The organism is Paenibacillus sp. FSL E2-0151 (genome assembly GCF_037993015.1).
GTDB classification, from domain to species: Bacteria; Bacillota; Bacilli; order Paenibacillales; family Paenibacillaceae; genus Paenibacillus; species Paenibacillus amylolyticus.
Map to the genome: position 1 here is coordinate 5,954,978 of NZ_CP150308.1, position 19,529 is coordinate 5,974,506.

A 19,529-nucleotide genomic window follows, 5' to 3' on the forward strand; every position below is an offset into this window, starting at 1 on the left:
GTGTTGGCATACGCCGAAGATTAGAATAGCAAAGCGACATATACAAAAAATAGACAACACTAAAATCCTCGTTTTTGAACACAAAATTGAACACAAAAAAGGATACTCCTCAATCGGAGCATCCTGTTCAAATGGTTGTTATAGTGTCCAGTTAATTTTGACGCGCAGATCCGTAGTACCTTCCATTTTGGATACATAATAAGATATCGATTTCATGCCAAGTTGGTACAAATCCTGCAAATCTTCAATCAGCCCAGCCTCCGTACCCTTGTACCTGAACGTGAGCGAGGTTCCGCCTTCCTTCAGCTTACTCTGAACCTTGGTCTTCAGCGCAGCATGGCCTTTAACCGCATCCTGTTCATCATACAGGGAATAGTCCAGAGCGTGGTACAGCTTCTGATAAGCGGCTTTTTTGCTATCTCCAGCCTTCACCAGCTTTAATAAAGCTTCTCGATATGGGGCTGGCGCAGCGGGGTACTTGCTTTTGCCTGTCCAGATATGGTCACGTGCCATCTCATCATCACTCAGCAAATAGTAGCTGTGGCTAACCTTACCTTTGCGGTCAGGGGTAGGATCATCCCAGGTGGTGTCCATGTGATACCACTTGCCGTCCAGGCTCACGATATTCCAGGCATGAAGCTGCCCGCCCGCTGTACCTTCCACAATCCGGTTATCGATACCTACTCGCTCCAGCATCCGATATGCCAACAGTGAATATCCCTGACAGACGGTACTGCCTGTAACAAGCCCGTCGTAGGCCGTATATTTCTTCAACGAAGTATCGTAGGAAAGGTTAAGTACAATCCAGTCATGGATGACCTTGACCTTCTCATGATCCGTCATGCTTGGTTTGACGATCTCTTTCAACACGTTTGTGACTTTACGATTCACATAATCGGTCTGCTCCTTGGTCTCCCGGTAGGAGAGAGTCACATGCACCTCGGCCGACACATTGGAGCCTTTATAATTAAATGCATAACTTTTAACGGTGTATTGGATATAGGGGTCACTCTTCATTGCCTCATCGATGGAGGTTTGTAATTGTTTTTTGAGGCCTTTCACATTGCCTTTGTATGTAAAAACAAGTTCCTCCGTTCGCTGTGACATTGCGGTAAGCAAGGTCTGGCGCAAATCTGTTGCCGTGGATATATCTGATGTCCCTGATGCAGCATACAGTTGATCCAGATCAACCGTACGTGGTAATGCTACAGCAATCAGACAGCCTGCCAGCAGTATGGTGATAATTCGTTTCCCGTTCTTACCCATGAAAGGAACCCACCCTTCTTTGCAAAGTTCTCACGCCCTATTGTATCACAAAAGGCTCTGTCGTCATTGTAGTTTTGTCAAAGCAAATCAAAAGAGACCTTCTATGGAAGGTCCCTTTGATCTTTAGTTCATTGAATCACGATTACCCGTTATCTTCATCCTATGTTTCGTTTGGTCACGATATGAGTGATTCCTCGTCTAATACAGGCGATTACCACTCATAAACGTATCTGTCTTACCTTGAAGCTTCGCCAGCCGTTCCAATACCTGTGACGCTTCAGCTACCGTCACTTTACGTGCAGGCATGAATCGTCCTTCAATCGAAGGAAGCAATCCCAGCTTCAGACTCAGGGAGACCGCTCCCTTACTCGTAATGGCACTTGCATCCGCAATGTTGGGAAGATCCGATGGCAACGAATAGAATCCGGCCAGCTTCTCATAGCGTAAAATACGTACGAGCAGCACTGCCAATTCTTCACGTGTCATCTCTTCCTGCGGATTCAAATTCTGTTCAGGGTCCGCTCCGGCAAGCCAGCGCTGATCGATTAATGCCCGAACTGCCTTATAATACGGGCTGTCAGGTGTCACATCAGCGTATAACTTGTCATCTCCGTCCCCACTGTAGTACAGATCCATATTTGGATTAATCGCTCTTGCCAGATAGTTAAACCAATCTCCTCGGGTGATCACACGATCCGGGAATACGCGTCCCTGTTCATCAGCAAGCAATACGCCATGCTGGGTCATATTGCGTAGAGCTGCTTCGGCCACATGACCCAAGATATCCGTAGGTTCAGCCTTGGTTGCAGAGCTTGTGTCCCCGTATAAAAGCTTCCACTCCCCTGTGTTCGCATCCAGCGCTTCATAGTTGCCATAGATCGAATTCTCATCACGTGTAGGCATATAAGCAAGGTTCACCCCCGCTGGGATGACTTGACCACCGTTCATACCATATCCGCCATAACGGGAATATGCGAGGATCAGCTTGAATTCCTCCAGATAGAGTGCCTTGGCCTCTTCATAACTGATGGCTGGCTTAACATCTGCTGGCAGTTGTTCAGGCGTTGCCGCAATACGTGTATAGAACTCGTTAATCGTCCCGTTGTTTAACACCTGTACTTGTGCCGTATCTTCCTTAACCGGAATTCCGTTCAGATAACGCTGGAACAAAAATGTGCGAGCATCATCCACCTCAATCACGTTAGCCAGTCGGAACTGCTCCGTTGCGTCTGGAACTAGCGCAATCACCGTGTCCATCGCCAGTTTCTCAGCCTGCTTCCGGGTTACCAATTTGCCTGCCTTCTCCTCAGCCGGCTTCTCCTGTTCCATCTCCGGTCCCATTCGTTGCATCATCGTATAACTGTAGATCTGCCCGGTAACTGCATCTACCTGTGCTGAGATATCCCGCATGAACATATAGGACATATTGGCACTTCGATCGCTCCAGCTCAGACTCCACACCTGATTGTTCGGACTTGAGTAATATCCCTTGCCCAGCTGGTTATGCTCCAGCTTATATCCCTTGGGAATATCAAAGTTTGTTGCGACCCGATTGGCGGCCTGCTGAACATTTAACCTCGTACCATTGGCCGGGACAAAAGGCGTTACATCACCTTTTAACTTCGTATCCTGCTGCAAAGAATCTTCATCTACAGCTTTACCTGTTAATGTATTAATCCGTTCCAACGTATTGGCTTCAATCGGAATGATACTGATATTTTTTGGTGTATATGCAAGGTAATACTGCTGACCCTGTTTGGAAGATAGACGATCTTTGGCGATATAAGCCAGCTCCACATCGAACTGTTCTTCAAACTGCTGTCTGGCCTTCTCTTCTGAAGCTGCCGGTTTCGATGAGGGATACTTGGCTTCAATAGTACCCCGTGAGTAACCTGTCACCAAACCACTTTCATCCACATTAATGTAGACTGTCTCTGCGTCAGATAACAATCCATCATGTTTTAACTGGTACCCGTATCGATACTCTGTTCTGCCAAACAATGACTCTTGTTCGATGGAAGAATACAGATCTCCAAGCGGAGCATATTCATTGTCCTTAAGACCCGGAATCGCTTGGTACAACAGTGTCACGGCCTTTTCTTCAGCTTGAGCTTTGGTTAACTTCACATCTGATTCCGAGACATGTTTATCCAGGATATCCGACGGCAAATGTACACTTAACACTTCCCCTGTGCCTGCATGTACAGTTCCACTGAATCCCGACGTATGATTACCTTGTGTAATCTGGAACCCGATCTCCCACGCCTTGTAGTCTGGCGGTGGATAGGAATTAGGTGAATCGAATCGTGCAGATGAGATCGTTGCTTTTTTTAATAATGGAAATAATTTCAGTATATTTTCACTGGCTTGCCTGGATGAGATTTTCGCTCCCTCAGGCACGTCATTGCTCGTTGCGTCTAGTTGTTCATTTTCCCCCGTTGTCGCTGCGGTCAACTGCTCTGCTTGCGCGGCTGATGCACTGCCTGCAAAACCTGGTGTTTGCGAAGCAAGCAGCAGTGTTGCCATCGCTGCGGTTGTTGCTTTGGTTGCGAACATTTTCAAACGTAGATTAAACTTCCAATTCAAACTCAAATCTGGACCTCTCCCTTCAATTTCATACAAAGAAGCATAACAAATAACCTCGCATGAATATTGCCAGTCTATTCTATGATACCATAAGCTTCCTTTTTAATCGTCGTTTTCCGGGCAATTTTACAAATGTGAATTTCTGCATATTGCTAGTAACAGCAAAAAAAACGCCAATTACGTTGGCGTTTTATCTGTTAGCCTGCACTCTTATGTAGGCTGAATCTACCTTGTCAACTACTCGCTTTAGACGAATCGTTCAACTTCGCCTGACCTTGGACATGGGTTTTCAAAAATGGAATAACGGTGTCCCAGAAGGTGGGATCTTCCTCAGAACAACTGTGTCCTCCGCTGTTGACCCATAGATGTTCAACAGGCGGATCGGCTTTGGACATAAAATATTCAAGCTCACTCGGGGGAATGAAATTATCTCCCTTGGAGTGCACCATAAGCATCGGCAGTTGCATCCCCCTGCGCCGTTCATTCAGCATCATCACCGGATCACGCTGACGATAAGATTTCAGAGATTCACCCAGTCGCCAGAACCAGATTCTCGGAATTAACTGGGCCAGTGGAAACAAGGGCAGACGCCGGCGTCTCAGCTCTGCACTGACGATTACTTCAAATTGCGATGGCATCGAGTCCGTAATCACTGCTGATACAGGAATTCCCTCCGTCACTGCAAGAATCGTACCCAATCCCCCCAAAGAATGACCAAGCACTCCGATGGCATCCGCATCAATCTCTGGTCGTGCAGTCGTATACTGCAATGCCGCGAGCAGATCATCCCGGAACAGGTAGGCAGATGCAGCACGAACCGGATCACTGGCCCCATGACTACGCACATCATACATAAATAAGGCATATCCAGCTTCCCAGATCGGACGTGCGTAACGAAGAACACGGGAGCGATTGGAGCCCCAGCCATGTGCAATAATAACGAGCGGCCATGGTTTCGGAATGTCGGCACTGGCCGGGATGAACCAGCCATGCACCCGACCTCCCCCACTGTCAAAGGTCACATCCTCAAATGGCATTGGGGGTGTGAGTGTGATTGGAATCTTCTTGGGGGTTTGGCTCTTTACCGCTGCCTTCCATAATCCACCTGCCGTTACTGCGGCCACGGCGAGCATGCCGCCTATCATTGTTTTAGCTTTCACAGGGCATCTCTCCTCTCCGAATTCTGGCATACATCCATCATAAAACAATAGAATGAACGGCACGTTAAGCGACATGGGTTTTTATGATAAAGATTAATCCAACAATTAATCTAAAGGCACCTTCATATATATACCCAAATATACATATCCCTCATCTGACGTTGGAAACCTAGGCTTCAGCTGCTTCCACAAATCTCCGTGCACATGCTGCAATCTGCTCATGATCTCCTGCCACAAGAGCTTCTCGTGGTAAAAGTGCACTTCCCAGACCCACTGCAGCAGCGCCTGCTGCGTAATAATCAGCAATATTCTCCAGTGTGGCACCACCTGTTGCCAGCAGTGGAATATGATTCAGTGGAGCTTTGATCTCCCGCAGATACGGTATGCCCAGACTCGCCATCGGAAACAACTTCACAACTCGTGCTCCCGCTTCATGGGCAGCGACAATCTCCGTAGGTGTCATGGCTCCAGGCCAGATCTCGACACCATGTTCTACAGCATATTCAATGACAGACAGATCGACATTGGGAGACACCAGAAATTGTGCTCCTGCAGCGACTGCTTCCTTCGCCATCTGCACATTCAGTACCGTACCCGCTCCAACATAAGCCTTTCCTTCATGCCGCTCACGCCAGTCTGCAATAATATCATGTGCTCCAGGTGTGTTCAGTGTGACTTCCATTAGTCGGATGCCGCCACCTGTCATACCTTGTCCAGCTGTTACTGCCGCTTCGCGGCTTATACCGCGCACAATCGCAACCAGCCTTGACTCCAATAGTACTTCCGTCAAATTCATATCCAGTTCCCCTTGCTTCATCAATTCGGCAGCCGAAGACAGGCAATCATGGTCACCGCTTTTCCGTTATTCATTATTGTAAGGCATATCCTCTCCTGGATGAAATCATTTGATCCAATATTCACTTCTTCCTTTTAAAAAGACATTGAATTCAACTTGGTTTTGTAGTCAACCTGAAGGAAACAAGGGCAATCGCCAAAGCCAACAGCAGGACCATACCACCAATCCACCCCAAATTTTGAACGGAATTGTATTTCACAACTACACCTCCCAATCCGGCACCGAAAGTCATACCTATGTTCATTACTGCCGTATTGTAACTCAGGACTGTTTCAGAAGACTGTGGTCTCAATGTTATCAAATAGAACTGATTCGCGGGCGTTGTTATCCAGGCAGCTGTGCCCCAAATCATGATGGTCAGAAGAATACCTATTGTGGAACCTGCTGTGATGGGCAAAATAAAGAGGGCACCAGCATGAATAATCAAACTGATTGGAATCGTGCGAACAGGTCCCCATCGATCTACCGCATAGCCACCAAGACGGGAACCTATGAATGCAAATACACCCAATATAAGTAACGCCGTACTAATCATTTCTATTGAAAAGTCGGCTACAGAACTTAAAAGTGGAGCGATATAAGCAAATACCATGGTGTAGCCCAGAATCCAGAAAACAGTCGTTAATAATCCGGTGATAACCTTTTTATCTTTGATAATCAATAATTGTTGCTTCAGGGAGAGAGACGGGTTACCCTCCATTCGAGGAATAAATCTGTACAACAGCATGAAATTAGTAAATGCGATAATTGCAATCATGATATAAACGTAATGCCAATCCATGTAGGCAGCAATGAAGGTACCAATCGGCACTCCTAATACCAATGAAACGGTGAATCCTGTGATGACAGTTGCAATGGCACTACCCTGTTTGCCAGAAGGAGCTAGTCTTGCAGCATAGTTCGTGGCTAGGACAAAATATAGACCACCACTCATGGCCAATACGATGCGTGAGAACATAAGCATGCCAAAGTTCAAACTGAAGAATGCAATGATATTTCCCAAGATAAAAATAAGCATGGAATACAGAAGTACTTTTTTACGTTGTAACTTGGAAGTCAGCATGACCAGAGCCCAGGCTCCCAATGCATGAGATAGTGCATATACGGTGACCAATTGTCCCGCTAATGAGATCGAAACCTGTAAATCGCGGGCAATAATATCTAAAACGCCAGATACGACAAATTCGGCTGTTCCCACAACAAAGGCTCCTAAAGCCAATAAATAGATAATAAATGAATTCATTTCAATCTCCTTTATTCAAAAGAATAGTGTGTGAAATCTTCTGGATATATTCGTTTGTTGAAATTTATAATAGATATAAAAGACAAATTATATCTATTAAAAAAACAAAAAAATATTTAATGCATCATTGATATTTTACCGGCAATCGAAGATAATTTTCGATTTTTAAACACTTCTTCCATCTGTCCTTCGGCAGTGATCATGGTTTCTTGAATTAAGCATCCCTGTTTATGATGACAACAATCAAACAGAGAGGTTGTACCCTCAATGGCCTGGATGATGTCCAAAAACGTAAGATCCTCCCACTTCTCCTGAAGTGTATACCCGCCATGGGCACCAGATGAAGAATGAATCATCCCCTCTTTCGTCAATTTGGTTAAAATCTTGGACAGATATGTGGGTGAAACATTCTGCCACTTTGAAAGCTGCTGCACACCCACAGGTTTATCTGAATTGGATGCCGCAAGAAAAAGCATCGTGTGCAGGGCGTAATTGGTAGCTTTGGAATACTTCATCATCTCATTCCTCCCTAATAAAAGACTTAATATATCTACAATAACTCCTTTAATACAATTACGTCAATAACCCCCTCTCATAAAAGTGGCACATTGCGTCCACTCTTTTATCAGAGGAGGCTCTTGTTACAAACAACTGTTCCAGCAATATCTATACCTACAGTTCCAATCTATATGCATGCTTTAGGCATTTTCCAATACGTTATCCTTCTCCAAATCTTTAAAGTATCGATCGTTATATAACATGCTTGGATGTGTTGGATGATAGGCGAGTGCGATATCATTATGTTCCCGGGCCTTGGCACGGTTACCCATCCGGTCATAACACACACATAGTTGCAGATGCGGCATCCAGGTCCAAGCTGCTTCATTCAGCACTACCATAGGGTCATCAGGACGTACAGCACGAGTCGCCTGTTCGTACCAGAACAGGGCCTTGCGATAATCTTCACGGTCGGCAAAATAACCACCCAATCGACAGCAAATCTCGGCTCTTGGCAAATCATAGGCAAATGATCGGAACAACGCCGTGACTTCCTGTTCCGGATGTTCAAGTGCAGCTTCACAATCCGCAATTTTCTGGCAAGCAGCGATCTGATCTTCCACCCAGCCCAATCCGGTATCCAGAAACTTCTCATAGTACTTCACCGCATCCTCATGCTGTCCATGGTCCTTCAGCTCATTACCGAAATAGTACAAGTCACGCGGCCCGAATTCCTCTCCGGCCTGTTCCCTTTTGCGATAGATCCGCAGATTACGATCGGTATACACCTTATCTTTCTTGTGGGTAACCGCTATATCACTATGCAGCAGATTGCCCGCTACAGCCAGATATTCATGGACCGCGCCAATCCAGCGAAATTGCCGATCCCGACGCACCAGACGATTCCGGCGCAGGCTGTAGGCTACCTTGCCATCTGCTGTGAATGACAGATTATAATCCATTGTGACACTATCAACATCCGGGTCCAGCGAACGTTTCAAGGCGATCAGTTTCGCCCGATCTTCCGGTTCGAACACATCGTCTGCATCCAGCCACAGAATATATTCACTCTTTGCCTGATCGAAGGCATAGTTGCGTGCTGCTGCAAAGTCATCCACCCATTCAAAATCAACGATACGATCCGTATATCTGGAAGCAATCTGACGGGTACGATCCGTTGATCCGGTATCCACGATTACAATCTCATCGGCAATACCGTTGACCGAGTCCAGACATCTCGCAAGGGAAGCTTCTTCATTTTTCACAATCATACACAGGGTAATACTGATCGTCTCCTCACCTCTTCTCGCCCTGCGATTAAAGGCGGAAACCCCCGGCAGTTCGGACAATCGATAGATGTGGTACGCAGGGAAATGAGTATCAACGAACAAACGAAAACCCAGTGCTTGAGCACGGATGCAGAAATGACGATCTTCGCCCCAGAAGGATACATTGGGAATCTGGTCATATGAAGCTCCTGCTGCCAGAACATTTTTGCGAATAAGAGTACATGCCCCTAGCCCTCCAACTTCATAACAACCCGGGATCCGTAGCTGATTTAGAAAAGCAGTCGTTTGCGTGCCCTCGTCCTCCGTCTCGGTTCCGTCTAATGTTTTGCCACCGCGGCGAAACAAAGCATACTCATCTTGCAGCCATACCTGCGGCATTTCCCTGGCATCCGGCTGCCAGCGGGTCCAAAAGATATTGGATACAATGTCTTTGCCACTCGATACAAGTTGTTCCAGCGTCCGCGGATGCAGCACCAAGTCAGAATCAATCAGGAAAACCGCATCGTAGTGATTGTCGCGTGCATATTGCAATATGCGATTTTTCAAACCGGCTACACGCCAAATCTGATCATCCTGCCAATAGTGTCCTCCCTCATCCTTGCTGTACACCCCTTTGTTGTCAGGACTACCGCTACCATGTTCATCTGCTTGAATAACCGTCCCCTCATGCTGAAGCACAAATTCACGTAATATATTCGATGCGGCTTCTTCCACGTTATCGTCAACAAACAGATAGTCCGTCTTCACTGTTGTTCGTTCCAGTGCATGCAGAGAATCCAGAAATTCACGGAGCACTGGAGTTGTCTGGCGAACCGGGCTGGCGATCAGTATTCTTTCCTGGCCAAGCTCTTCAAGCTTTTCCGATTGGCGGGTTTCTTGCGATGTAGCAGAACCTCCGGACGGTGGATGATTACTCTGGCTCTCTTTCTGGCTCTCATGTTGCTCCTCTTTTTGATGTTCTTTCTCATTCTCTTTTTCTTGTGAATTCAGCTCTATTTGAGGTTGGGATTCTTCTTGCGATTTGCGTAACGGTTCTTTCTTCAACGTGCTCACTCCCCCTCTCCTTATTCGAACCATGCCAACAGTCGTGGCTCTTGATCCAATATCGATTCGTACTGTTCCTTCCAACCGTATCTTGCTTCAGGGTCCAGTGCTTGATAGCGTTCATATTTACGGATACGGTCTTCTTCCCGCGCCCAACCATAGTGCTTCACCCGGGGAGCATGACATCCATAGGACCAATGCTGGATCGTTAACGGAAAACGACCACAATGCTGGGGTGTCTCCTTCCATTCATAGCTCATCCCCGGGTGATAACGAATCAGAAATGGCCGATAATAGGCATGCGCCTGCCAGAACTTATCTTCCCGATAATGCGTCTCACTCCACATATCAAACAATCTGAAATAGATCGCATCTTCATTGCCACTGAGCAGCAGATCCCGTACCACCCCAAAGTCACTGGTTAGAATCTCATCCGCATCCAGATTCAAAATCCACTCTGGATTGGTCGCCACCGTCTCTTCCCATTGTTGTTTTCTCAGGCTTACCTCGTCTGCAAAACGTGAAGCAGTGTTCTCCACTAATACGAGTGGAATACCGTCCAGAAGTTCCCTGCACAGCGCGACCGTTCCATCCGTGCTTCCGTCATCAATGATTACTGCGCGATCAATCCAGGGACGATGTCTCTCCAGTGCCTGCCTGAGATAACGATTTTCTTCATTACGAACGATCATCGACAAGGTAATATGTGGTCTTCCATGTTCCTCATGTCCATCCAAAGCTTCACCCCCATGCTCAAGCTTCTACCTATTTAAAATGTCGGACACACGATGCCTGGACGAATCACAATCCTCTATTTCCAATCTATGCAGAGCCGGAATGCGGATATGCAGGCCAAGTAAACCTTTCATGGGGTTAATCTTGATGAACGACAAAAAAAGCACCCGCCTTCGCGGATGCTTTTAGATGTAATCACAAGATTAATGTAGTGAAATAAATGAATTAACGGTATTCAGCCAAACGATCATTGAGACTACGTGTCTGTCCATAGACTTCCTGATACAGTGCGAACAGTCCATCATAGACGGCAACCGTTTCCGGGTTCGGCTCATAGGACTTCGCTGGACGAATAAACGCTGTTGCACATTCTTGCAAAGACGGGAACCAGCCACAGCCATAGGCAGCCAGCATCGCTGCACCCATCGCTGGACCCTGTTCGCTCTCCAGCTTCACAATCGTGGCGTTAAAGACATCAGCCTGCATTTGCAACCAAGCTTCGTTCTTGGCGCCGCCACCAATGGAGATGACTTCATTGACGGTTTTGCCTGCACCACGCAGAATATCAATGGACTCGCGTAGCGAGAAAGTAATGCCCTCCATCACCGCACGTCCAAAGTGCTCCAGCTTGTGCCCTGCATCCATACCGATGAAGCTGCCACGGATATTCGCATCCGGATGAGGTGTACGCTCCCCAACGATATATGGTGTGAACAACAATCCGTTACTGCCCGCCGGAATCTGATCGATGCCCTGCAAGAGCACATCAAACGATTTATCCGCTGCAAACGTATCCTTGAACCAGGACAGGCTATATCCTGCGGCAAGCGTTACACCCATAATATAGAAGGCATCTTTCTCTCCGTGGTTAAAAAAGTGTACTTTGCCTTCGAAGTCGAGATCTTTACGCTCTTCGTAGGAAAGCACAACCCCGGACGTTCCGATGCTGCACATCGTCTGTCCTTCACTCAGAATGCCTGCGCCAATGGCACCACACGCATTATCCGCACCACCTGCGTATACTTTTGTTGCAGCCGCTAGACCCGTTTGATCCGCAATCTCAGGCAGCAACGTGCCCACTTCCTCAAACGATTCCACAAGACGTGGACAAAGAGAGATTGGCAGCTCGAAAGCTTCTGCAATCTCGTCGCTCCACTGTTTGCCTGCAACGTCCAGCAACAAAGTTCCCGCTGCATCAGAATAATCCATAGCGTAATCCCCGGTCAGGCGATAACGCACATAGTCTTTAGGCAACAGGAACAAGGATGCTTGCTGTAACAATTCAGGCTCGTTCTCCTGAACCCACAGAATTTTTGGCAAGGTAAAGCCTTCCAGTGCACGGTTCCGGGCAATACTTAACAGCTTGCCATCCAGCACTTTTTCGATGCGACGGCACTGAGCCGTTGTGCGTGTATCGTTCCACAGGATTGCGTTACGCAGCGGTTTACCTTCTGCATCTACCAAGACCAGTCCATGCATCTGGCCCGAGAAGCTCAATCCTTCGATTTCCGAAGGCTGCACGCCAGACACTTCAAGCAATTTACGCAAGGAAACAATCGTCTGCTCTACCCAATCTTCGGGATTTTGTTCACTGTATCCAGCCTTGGGCTGGTACAACGGGTATGCCTCGGATGCTTCAAATGCCACTTTTCCTTCGCGATTGACCAACACGGTTTTGACCGCGCTGGTTCCAAGATCGACGCCAATTACGTAACTCATAGGTTAACTCCTCTCGTTTATCACAGGTTATATCCACGAAAGATCCAAGTACGCATGAAAGTCACTCCGTGATCAGAAAACCCTTGGATCGCCGTTACCCCCAGATTTCCTTTATACCCTTTAGCAAGGGTGAAATCCGGGGATAAATGCGACCGCTTTGCTTCCTCGGGTCCTTTCTGCTCACTCCGTTTTGCATGCATGATATTGGACACACATGGATATGAAACGTGTAAAACATACTCGTTCTTATAACAGAAAGATTGATCCAATAACCTTGATTCGTCATTGGTTATAAATGAAACCTTGATGCTCATGTGGTCACTCCGTGATCAGAAAACCCTCGGATCGCCGTTACCCCCAGATTTCCTTTATACCCTTTAGCAAGGGTCAAATCCGGGGATAAGCCTATGCTTCCGAAGCCAGCTTTCTTTCAGAAAGCTCTTAGCGCACGCTCCGCTTCCTCGGGTCCTTTCTGCTCACTTCGTTCTGCATGCACCATCTTAGACAAACATTTATATCAAAAATTTTAAAAAATAGCGTTGTTTGTTTAATCAAAAAACCGCCCCCGTCTTCCCAAGGGAAAGTCGGGGACGGTCCGAATGTCATGCTTGTTCAGGCGTTCCATGGTACAAGCTAATCTTGTGCACAGGCTAGTTTGGATACTAATGTCCAACACATATGTGTTGAGTAACCTTCGGTGGTCGACGTGCACCAACCCTTCCTAATGCGCTATTAGTCAGCCAGAATGTACTGGTTAAGTTGTGCTCTCAGCAATTCCTGACGTCCGGATTGGTTTTTGCGTGGGCTTTCGTTGTTGAGTGCATACTCAGCAAGGGAAGCCAATGTTGCTTTACCTGCAACCACATCTGCACCAATACCTTCGCTGAAGCTGCTGTAACGTTTTTCGATGAAGTCATCGAATACGCGATCTTCAATCAACTTCGCTGCTACTTTCAGACCTTTTGCATACGTGTCCATACCTGCGATGTGTGCCAGGAACAGATCGTCAGCTTCGAAGGAACCACGACGTACTTTCGCGTCAAAGTTCACACCACCACGGCCGATACCGCCGTTTTTCAATACTTCATACATTGTCAATGTAGCATCGTACATATCAACCGGGAACTCATCCGTATCCCAACCGATCAACATGTCGCCTTGGTTTGCATCGAGGGAACCGAGCATACCGTTTGTACGAGCAACGCGGATTTCGTGATCAAATGTATGACCAGCCAGTGTAGCATGGTTTGCTTCCAGGTTAAGTTTGAAGTGTTTGTCCAAACCGTATTTTTGCAAGAAAGCAATCGAAGTTGCTGCATCATAATCATATTGGTGTTTCGTTGGCTCTTTTGGTTTAGGCTCGATCAGGAATTGTGCATCAAAGCCAATTTCCTTCGCGTAGTCTACAGCCATGTGGAACATGCGAGCAATGTTGTCTTGCTCCAGTTGCATGTCTGTGTTCAGCAATGTGTCGTAACCTTCACGACCGCCCCAGAAGACATAGTTTTCAGCGCCCAGACGTTTACCAACTTCCAGACCTTTTTTGATCTGTGCTGCAGCGTGAGCATACACGTCTGCGTTGCAAGTAGAAGCCGCACCAAACATGAAGCGTGGGTTCGAGAACATGTTGGCCGTGTTCCAGAGCAGTTTTTTGCCGCTGGATTTCATATGATCTTCAATCAGATCAACGATTGTATCAATGTTGCTGTAGAACTCACGCAGGTTGTTGCCTTCTGGTGCAATGTCCACATCGTGGAAACAGAAGAACGGGAGATTCATTTTTTCCAAAAATTCAAATGCTGCTTCCACGCGTACTTTCGCGAGGTCCAGACCCGAGTATTTATCCCACGAACGAACAGCTGTCTCCGCACCAAACGGGTCACTGCCGCCTGCAGTTAATGTATGCCAGTAAGCCATGCCAAAACGGAAATGTTCTTCCATCGATTTGCCGGCTACCACTTCTTCCGGATTATAATGTTTAAAAGCAAAAGGATTCTTGGAATCTTTACCTTCGAATGCAATTTTATTAACGGATTCAAAATAGGCCATGTGTAAAATGCCTCCTCAATAGTTTTAAGAAATCGTTTACACCGTTATCCTATCACATCGAATTTACTTTGTCTATTGGTTAAACAAAGTAAAATAAAATTGTTTTTTACATGGTTGTTTACGCTATAATAGTCGAATAACTTGTTTCGGATGTGGGTCAGAACCCTTTTATCAGAAGAATAGGAGTGCCTTAACCATATGAAAATTACCGGAGACCAGATGCTGGTCAAAAAAATAAACAAGTCGATCGTTCTCGATACGATCCGGCGCCATGCCCCTCTTTCTCGCGCACGAGTGTCCGAGGTTACGGGGCTGAACAAAGCAACGGTATCCAACCTGGTTGCTGATCTGATCAGTGATGACCTGGTGCAGGAGATTGGCCCTGGTGAATCCAGCGGCGGACGTAAACCACTCATGCTGCTGTTCCGAGGGACATCAGGCTATGCAGTCGGTCTGGAACTCAGTGTGACCCACTTGAAAGGCGTGCTTACAGATCTGGAAGGACACATCATTACAGAGTACGCAGTGACCTTGGAACATCATGACGTGTCCTCTGTACTGGAGCAATTGAAATTGGCAGCAAAACAGCTCATTGAAGCAGCTCCTGCTTCCCCTCATGGAGTCATTGGTATTGGCATCGGGGTGCCCGGCATGGTGGATGAGGCAGGAACGGTCCTGTTTGCACCCAACCTGGGGTGGGAGAAGGTAGCTCTGCGCTCGATGCTTGAAGAAGAATTTCAACTGCCTGTAACGATCGATAATGAAGCCAATGCTGGTGCCCATGGAGAGTTGAATTTTGGGGCAGGTATCGGTGTACGTCACATGATCTACATCAGTGCAGGCATGGGGATTGGTTCAGGCATCATGGTAGATGGTGAATTATACAAAGGCGCGTGGGGCTACGCAGGAGAAACAGGCCATATGTCCATTGAAGCGGAAGGTCTGCCCTGCTCCTGTGGTAATCGTGGTTGCTGGGAGTTGTACGCATCGGAAAAAGCCTACGAGCACCCGGATCACCAGCTAAAATTACCTGCTTATACCACACGAGAGCTTATTCATCATGCGGAGCAAGGCCACGATGCTGTTCAAGAATTATACAACACGATTGGACGCAAACTGGGGATTGGCATTACCAATATCGTTAACAGTTTCAACCCGGAACGTATTATCATTGGCGGTCCGCTCTCTGAAGCAGGTCCATGGATTGAAACAGCGTTAAAACAAGTTGTCGAGGAACGTACATTACCTTATCACCGCCGCAGTTTGCAGATTGAATGGGCAGCTCTGGGCAGCCGTTCCACCCGCGTTGGTGCCGCTTACTCTGCGATATCCCAGTTTTTAGGTAAAATTAGGGTGTCTGTCTAATAACAGATGAAAATTGACATCATTTCGCCCCATTTCCTCCCTTTTTGTTAAAGAAATCCAGATGTATAATGGGGTTATGTGATTTTTGTCATGGCTGTGTGAATCAAGCTGTGTTAATTCCGATAACGAAACGGAGTGAAAAAAAGCGTGACCTACGTGGATACTTCAGATATCTCGGCGCAAATGTTTGTCACCGTCCTCCTGTTCCTGATTGTGCTTGCGCCCCTGTTCAGCCTTGGCATACTCCGATTGTTCCAGAGCAAAAAGAAGGCTGGTTTCATGTACATGCTGTCAGGATTGCTGGTGTATGTTGTATTTCAGACTTTCATGAGTATTTTTTTCTAGATCATATTCTGCGTTTGCACAAAAAACCGTACCCTTCCGGGTACGGTTCTTTCTATATCCTAACGGCTCGCGAAAACCGGAATTGCATATGAATCGAAAATTTCTTTCAACATATGATGATTCAGATAATCAGCCTGATTTAAGCGTCCAATGCTTTGGCAAATTGGGTTTTGTTCATACCCAGAATGCGGTGTTCACCAATGACAGTCAATGGCACGGCACGTACACCCATGTCCCATACTTGTTGTGCAAATTCATCGCTAGTTTCGATGTTGCGCTCTTCATAAGAGATACCTTTGTCAGCCAGGAACGTTTTTACGGATTTGCAGTTCGGGCAGTTGGTAGATGTATATAAAATTACGTTTTCCATGTTTAATTCACCTCATATGTTTTTTATTAATCTATAGTTTGGTTGGAATCAGCTCATTCTATTACAGAACAACTGCGCTGTGCTCCAAGCTCTCAATGTATTTCTCTGTGTCCATGGCAGCCATACATCCGCTACCTGCAGCTGTAATCGCTTGTTTGTAACGTGTATCCTGAACGTCACCACATGCGAATACACCTGGGATGTTTGTCTCGGATGTACCTGGTGTAGTCAGGATATATCCATGTTCGTCCGTAGTGATCTGTCCGCCAAGGAAACCAGTGTTTGGTGTGTGACCGATCGCTACGAATACGCCACTTGCCGGAATCACTTCTTCTTCACCTGTTTCGTTGTTTAACACTTTCAGTCCGGTTACGCCGTTGTCGCCAGCAAGTACTTCGAGTGGTGTACGGTTCAAAGCCATTTCTACTTTTTCGTTGCTGCGTGCACGATCCTGCATGATTTTGGAGCCACGCAGTTCTTCACGACGGTGTACCAGTGTTACTTTGGAACCGAAACGGGACAAGAAGCTTGCTTCCTCAAGGGCAGAGTCGCCACCGCCGATGACGATGATTTCTTTGTTACGGAAGAAGAATCCATCACATGTTGCACATGTGCTGACACCGCGGCCTATATTCGTTTCTTCGCCAGGGATACCCAGGTATTTAGCAGTTGCGCCTGTGGACAGGATCAATGTTTCCGATACGAGTTCACCCATACCTTCAACTTGAATCTTGAATGGACGCTCGCTCATGTCGATGTTGTTCACCCAGCCTGTGCGGAATTCAGCACCGAAGCGCTCCGCTTGTTTACGCATGTTGTCCATCAGTTCAGGACCCATAATACCATCAGGGAAACCTGGGAAGTTCTCCACTTCAGTCGTTGTTGTCAGTTGGCCACCAGGTTGTGGTCCTTCAATAACGAGTGGGTTCATGTTGGCACGTGCCAGATAGATTGCTGCTGTCAGCCCTGCAGGGCCTGTTCCAATAATAATTGATTTATACATGTATAGTTCCTCCCCCGGGTTCTGCAAAAAGGTTAGACCCTCCGGCATCAAAAGCTTAGGCTTTTGCATACACTAGAACGAAAAGCCCACATCATGTCCACAAGACCTGCCTGTGATATGACAATGGCCCTATGCAGAAACGGAATTCTAATTTATAATCATTCTAATCTGTTGTTCATTATGATCTCTTTTATGTACGGTGTCAATGCTCGGCAGCGATTATGAAGAAGTCTTCATCAGGAGGGAAAATGGAAGCATGAACGATGCACTCATTGGCAGTTTTATATCAGCCATGTCTACCGGCCTAGGGGCCGTACCGATTCTATTTATGCGCAAAATATCGCACCGTCTGCGTGATATCTTGCTGGCATACGCCGCAGGTATTATGACCTCGGCCTCGGTGTATAATCTCATTCCGGAAGCGCTTGGCCAATCGAATCTCTTTGTACTTGCATTTGGTATTATGCTTGGTAGCCTGGTTCTACTGGTGCTGGAGATGAAGATCCCACACGTCGATCTGGAGAATCCCGAGAAAATGCCTTTTAAAATTGAAACCAAAGCCTTCATGATTATTGCAGCCATCACCATGCATAACCTGCCGGAAGGGTTATCCGTTGGAGTCAGCTATGCAAGCTCGGATGAGAACCTTGGCAATCTCATTGCCTTTTCCATTGGATTGCAGAATGCGCCGGAAGGATTTCTGGTGGCCCTTTTCCTAGTAAACCAGAACATTGGCCGCTTCAAAGCGCTGGGTATTGCCACCCTGACCGGAGCGGTAGAGATTATAACAGCTATGATTGGTTACACCTTAAGCAGTCTCGTAGCTGGTCTTGTGCCTTATGGTCTGGCCTTTGCAGCCGGTGCGATGATGTTCATTGTTTATAAGGAACTTATTCCCGAGAGTCACGGCGATGGCAATGCACGTGTGGCGACGATGTCCTTTTTACTCGGGCTCATCACGATGATTGGTCTGACCGAACTGTTTTAATTGAAGACTAAAGAACCCGGCGAACAGTACAAGACTGTCGACCGGGTTCTTTGTTTAGCCACAAATGAAGATTCCATGAAATTACTGGGACCGTCTGTCAGAGGTATTGCGCCCTCTCCTGATCAGGATTGGATGAAACGAATCAGTTCCGAATTGAATTTTTCCAATTCATCATAGAATGCACCATGACCACTCTCTTCAAAAGCAATCAGCTGAGACGAAGCGATGCCTTGATGCATCTGCTCGGCGAACTCAAACGGACAGATCTCATCTTTTTTCCCGTGCAAAATGGCTGTTGGCACTTGAATGGAACTCAGGTCACCTCGCAAGTCCTCATCCCGCAACGCAATTGCACTGCGAATGGTACCATAAGATGAAGCTTCCATGCCGAGGGCGTGGAACCAATCCATGAATGGCTGACTGTGTTTCTTCGCGAAGAACATGCCGCCAAACGTCTCCAGCAACTTCGGACGATCTGCAAAGATCGGCTCAATGATCTGCTCGTTCAGTTGCTCTGGAGTCAATCCATACGGATAACCTTCACGCTGTGTGAACACAGGTGCTGCCGCAGATAACAAGGCCAGCTTGGAGACGCCATGTCCCTTATGGCGAGCCATGTAATGTACTGCGATCGCTCCACCCATAGAGAATCCTGCGAGTACCGCGTCTTTCAGCTCCAGATCATCAATAACGGCACGAACATCGTCTGCCATGCGATCATAATCATATCCTGTGGAAGGCTTATCCGATAAGCCATATCCTCTAAAATCTATCGCGATGGCACGAATGCCATGGTTCGGCAGTACGTTCAATTGGTATTCAAACATTTTATAATTAACAGGCCAGCCGTGCAAAAAGACAACCGGGGTTCCTTCGCCAATATCTTCAACATATACTTTTACATTTGGTTCCACTTGTACATAACGTCCCATATTTCACAGCTCCCTTATTATCGAATCGTCTCTTCGAATCATTACCCGCTGACCCAAGGTTCAAACGTAAGCTGTTCAACC

The 19,529-nt window shown here is 46.9% G+C and carries 16 protein-coding genes; 3 read left to right on the forward strand and 13 right to left on the reverse strand.

Annotated features, from left to right (window positions below; translation table 11 throughout):
• Positions 1-138: 138 nt before the first annotated feature.
• The 10 genes from MHI55_RS26600 to xylA form a co-directional block, all read right to left on the reverse strand.
• A complete protein-coding gene (locus MHI55_RS26600) occupies positions 139-1,266 on the reverse strand; it encodes a transglutaminase domain-containing protein (RefSeq protein ID WP_340387583.1) in 1,128 nt (375 codons plus the stop codon).
• Between the two features lie 198 nt (positions 1,267-1,464).
• Positions 1,465-3,858, reverse strand: a complete 2,394-nt coding sequence (locus MHI55_RS26605; RefSeq protein WP_340387585.1) for an S-layer homology domain-containing protein — start codon at positions 3,856-3,858, stop codon at positions 1,465-1,467.
• Between the two features lie 227 nt (positions 3,859-4,085).
• On the reverse strand, positions 4,086-5,012 hold the full coding sequence (locus tag MHI55_RS26610) for an alpha/beta fold hydrolase (protein WP_340387587.1): 927 nt from the start codon (positions 5,010-5,012) through the stop codon (positions 4,086-4,088).
• Between the two features lie 169 nt (positions 5,013-5,181).
• Positions 5,182-5,808, reverse strand: a complete 627-nt coding sequence (locus tag MHI55_RS26615; protein WP_047841586.1) for a bifunctional 4-hydroxy-2-oxoglutarate aldolase/2-dehydro-3-deoxy-phosphogluconate aldolase — start codon at positions 5,806-5,808, stop codon at positions 5,182-5,184.
• Between the two features lie 151 nt (positions 5,809-5,959).
• On the reverse strand, positions 5,960-7,111 hold the full coding sequence (locus MHI55_RS26620; RefSeq protein ID WP_340387589.1) for an MFS transporter: 1,152 nt from the start codon (positions 7,109-7,111) through the stop codon (positions 5,960-5,962).
• A 116-nt stretch (positions 7,112-7,227) separates the two neighbouring features.
• Positions 7,228-7,626 carry an Rrf2 family transcriptional regulator gene (locus tag MHI55_RS26625; protein ID WP_127546709.1) on the reverse strand — a complete coding sequence of 133 codons (399 nt, stop codon included), beginning with the start codon at positions 7,624-7,626 and terminating at the stop codon, positions 7,228-7,230.
• Positions 7,627-7,809: 183 nt separating this feature from the next.
• Positions 7,810-9,951: a glycosyltransferase gene (locus tag MHI55_RS26630; protein WP_340387591.1), complete on the reverse strand. Its 2,142-nt coding sequence runs from the start codon at positions 9,949-9,951 to the stop codon at positions 7,810-7,812.
• Positions 9,952-9,962: 11 nt separating this feature from the next.
• Positions 9,963-10,679, reverse strand: coding sequence for a glycosyltransferase family 2 protein (locus MHI55_RS26635; protein ID WP_340387593.1), 717 nt, complete (start codon positions 10,677-10,679; stop codon positions 9,963-9,965).
• A 223-nt stretch (positions 10,680-10,902) separates the two neighbouring features.
• The gene (xylB, locus tag MHI55_RS26640; protein WP_076253582.1) at positions 10,903-12,396 is read right to left on the reverse strand and encodes a xylulokinase; all 1,494 of its coding nucleotides are present in this window, start codon (positions 12,394-12,396) and stop codon (positions 10,903-10,905) included.
• A gap of 732 nt (positions 12,397-13,128) precedes the next feature.
• Complete coding sequence (gene xylA / locus MHI55_RS26645) at positions 13,129-14,445, reverse strand: xylose isomerase (RefSeq protein ID WP_036606941.1); 1,317 nt, start codon at positions 14,443-14,445, stop codon at positions 13,129-13,131.
• A gap of 198 nt (positions 14,446-14,643) precedes the next feature.
• Between xylA and MHI55_RS26650 the strand changes: the two genes are divergently transcribed.
• Positions 14,644-15,810, forward strand: a complete 1,167-nt coding sequence (locus tag MHI55_RS26650) for an ROK family protein (RefSeq protein ID WP_036606939.1) — start codon at positions 14,644-14,646, stop codon at positions 15,808-15,810.
• 147 nt (positions 15,811-15,957) lie between these two features.
• Complete coding sequence (locus MHI55_RS26655; RefSeq protein WP_017692236.1) at positions 15,958-16,155, forward strand: hypothetical protein; 198 nt, start codon at positions 15,958-15,960, stop codon at positions 16,153-16,155.
• Positions 16,156-16,294: 139 nt separating this feature from the next.
• Here MHI55_RS26655 and MHI55_RS26660 read toward each other — a convergent pair whose 3' ends face one another.
• Together MHI55_RS26660 and trxB are read right to left on the reverse strand one after the other, a co-directional pair.
• Positions 16,295-16,525, reverse strand: a complete 231-nt coding sequence (locus tag MHI55_RS26660) for a glutaredoxin family protein (RefSeq protein WP_036606936.1) — start codon at positions 16,523-16,525, stop codon at positions 16,295-16,297.
• 61 nt (positions 16,526-16,586) lie between these two features.
• Positions 16,587-17,528 carry a thioredoxin-disulfide reductase gene (gene trxB, locus MHI55_RS26665; RefSeq protein ID WP_036606934.1) on the reverse strand — a complete coding sequence of 314 codons (942 nt, stop codon included), beginning with the start codon at positions 17,526-17,528 and terminating at the stop codon, positions 16,587-16,589.
• Positions 17,529-17,784: 256 nt separating this feature from the next.
• On the opposite strand from trxB, the gene MHI55_RS26670 reads away from it, so the two are divergent.
• Positions 17,785-18,516: a ZIP family metal transporter gene (locus MHI55_RS26670; protein WP_036606933.1), complete on the forward strand. Its 732-nt coding sequence runs from the start codon at positions 17,785-17,787 to the stop codon at positions 18,514-18,516.
• Between the two features lie 122 nt (positions 18,517-18,638).
• Here the strand turns inward: MHI55_RS26670 and MHI55_RS26675 are convergent, their stop codons facing one another.
• Positions 18,639-19,448, reverse strand: a complete 810-nt coding sequence (locus MHI55_RS26675; RefSeq protein ID WP_127546588.1) for an alpha/beta hydrolase — start codon at positions 19,446-19,448, stop codon at positions 18,639-18,641.
• Positions 19,449-19,529 lie beyond the last annotated feature (81 nt).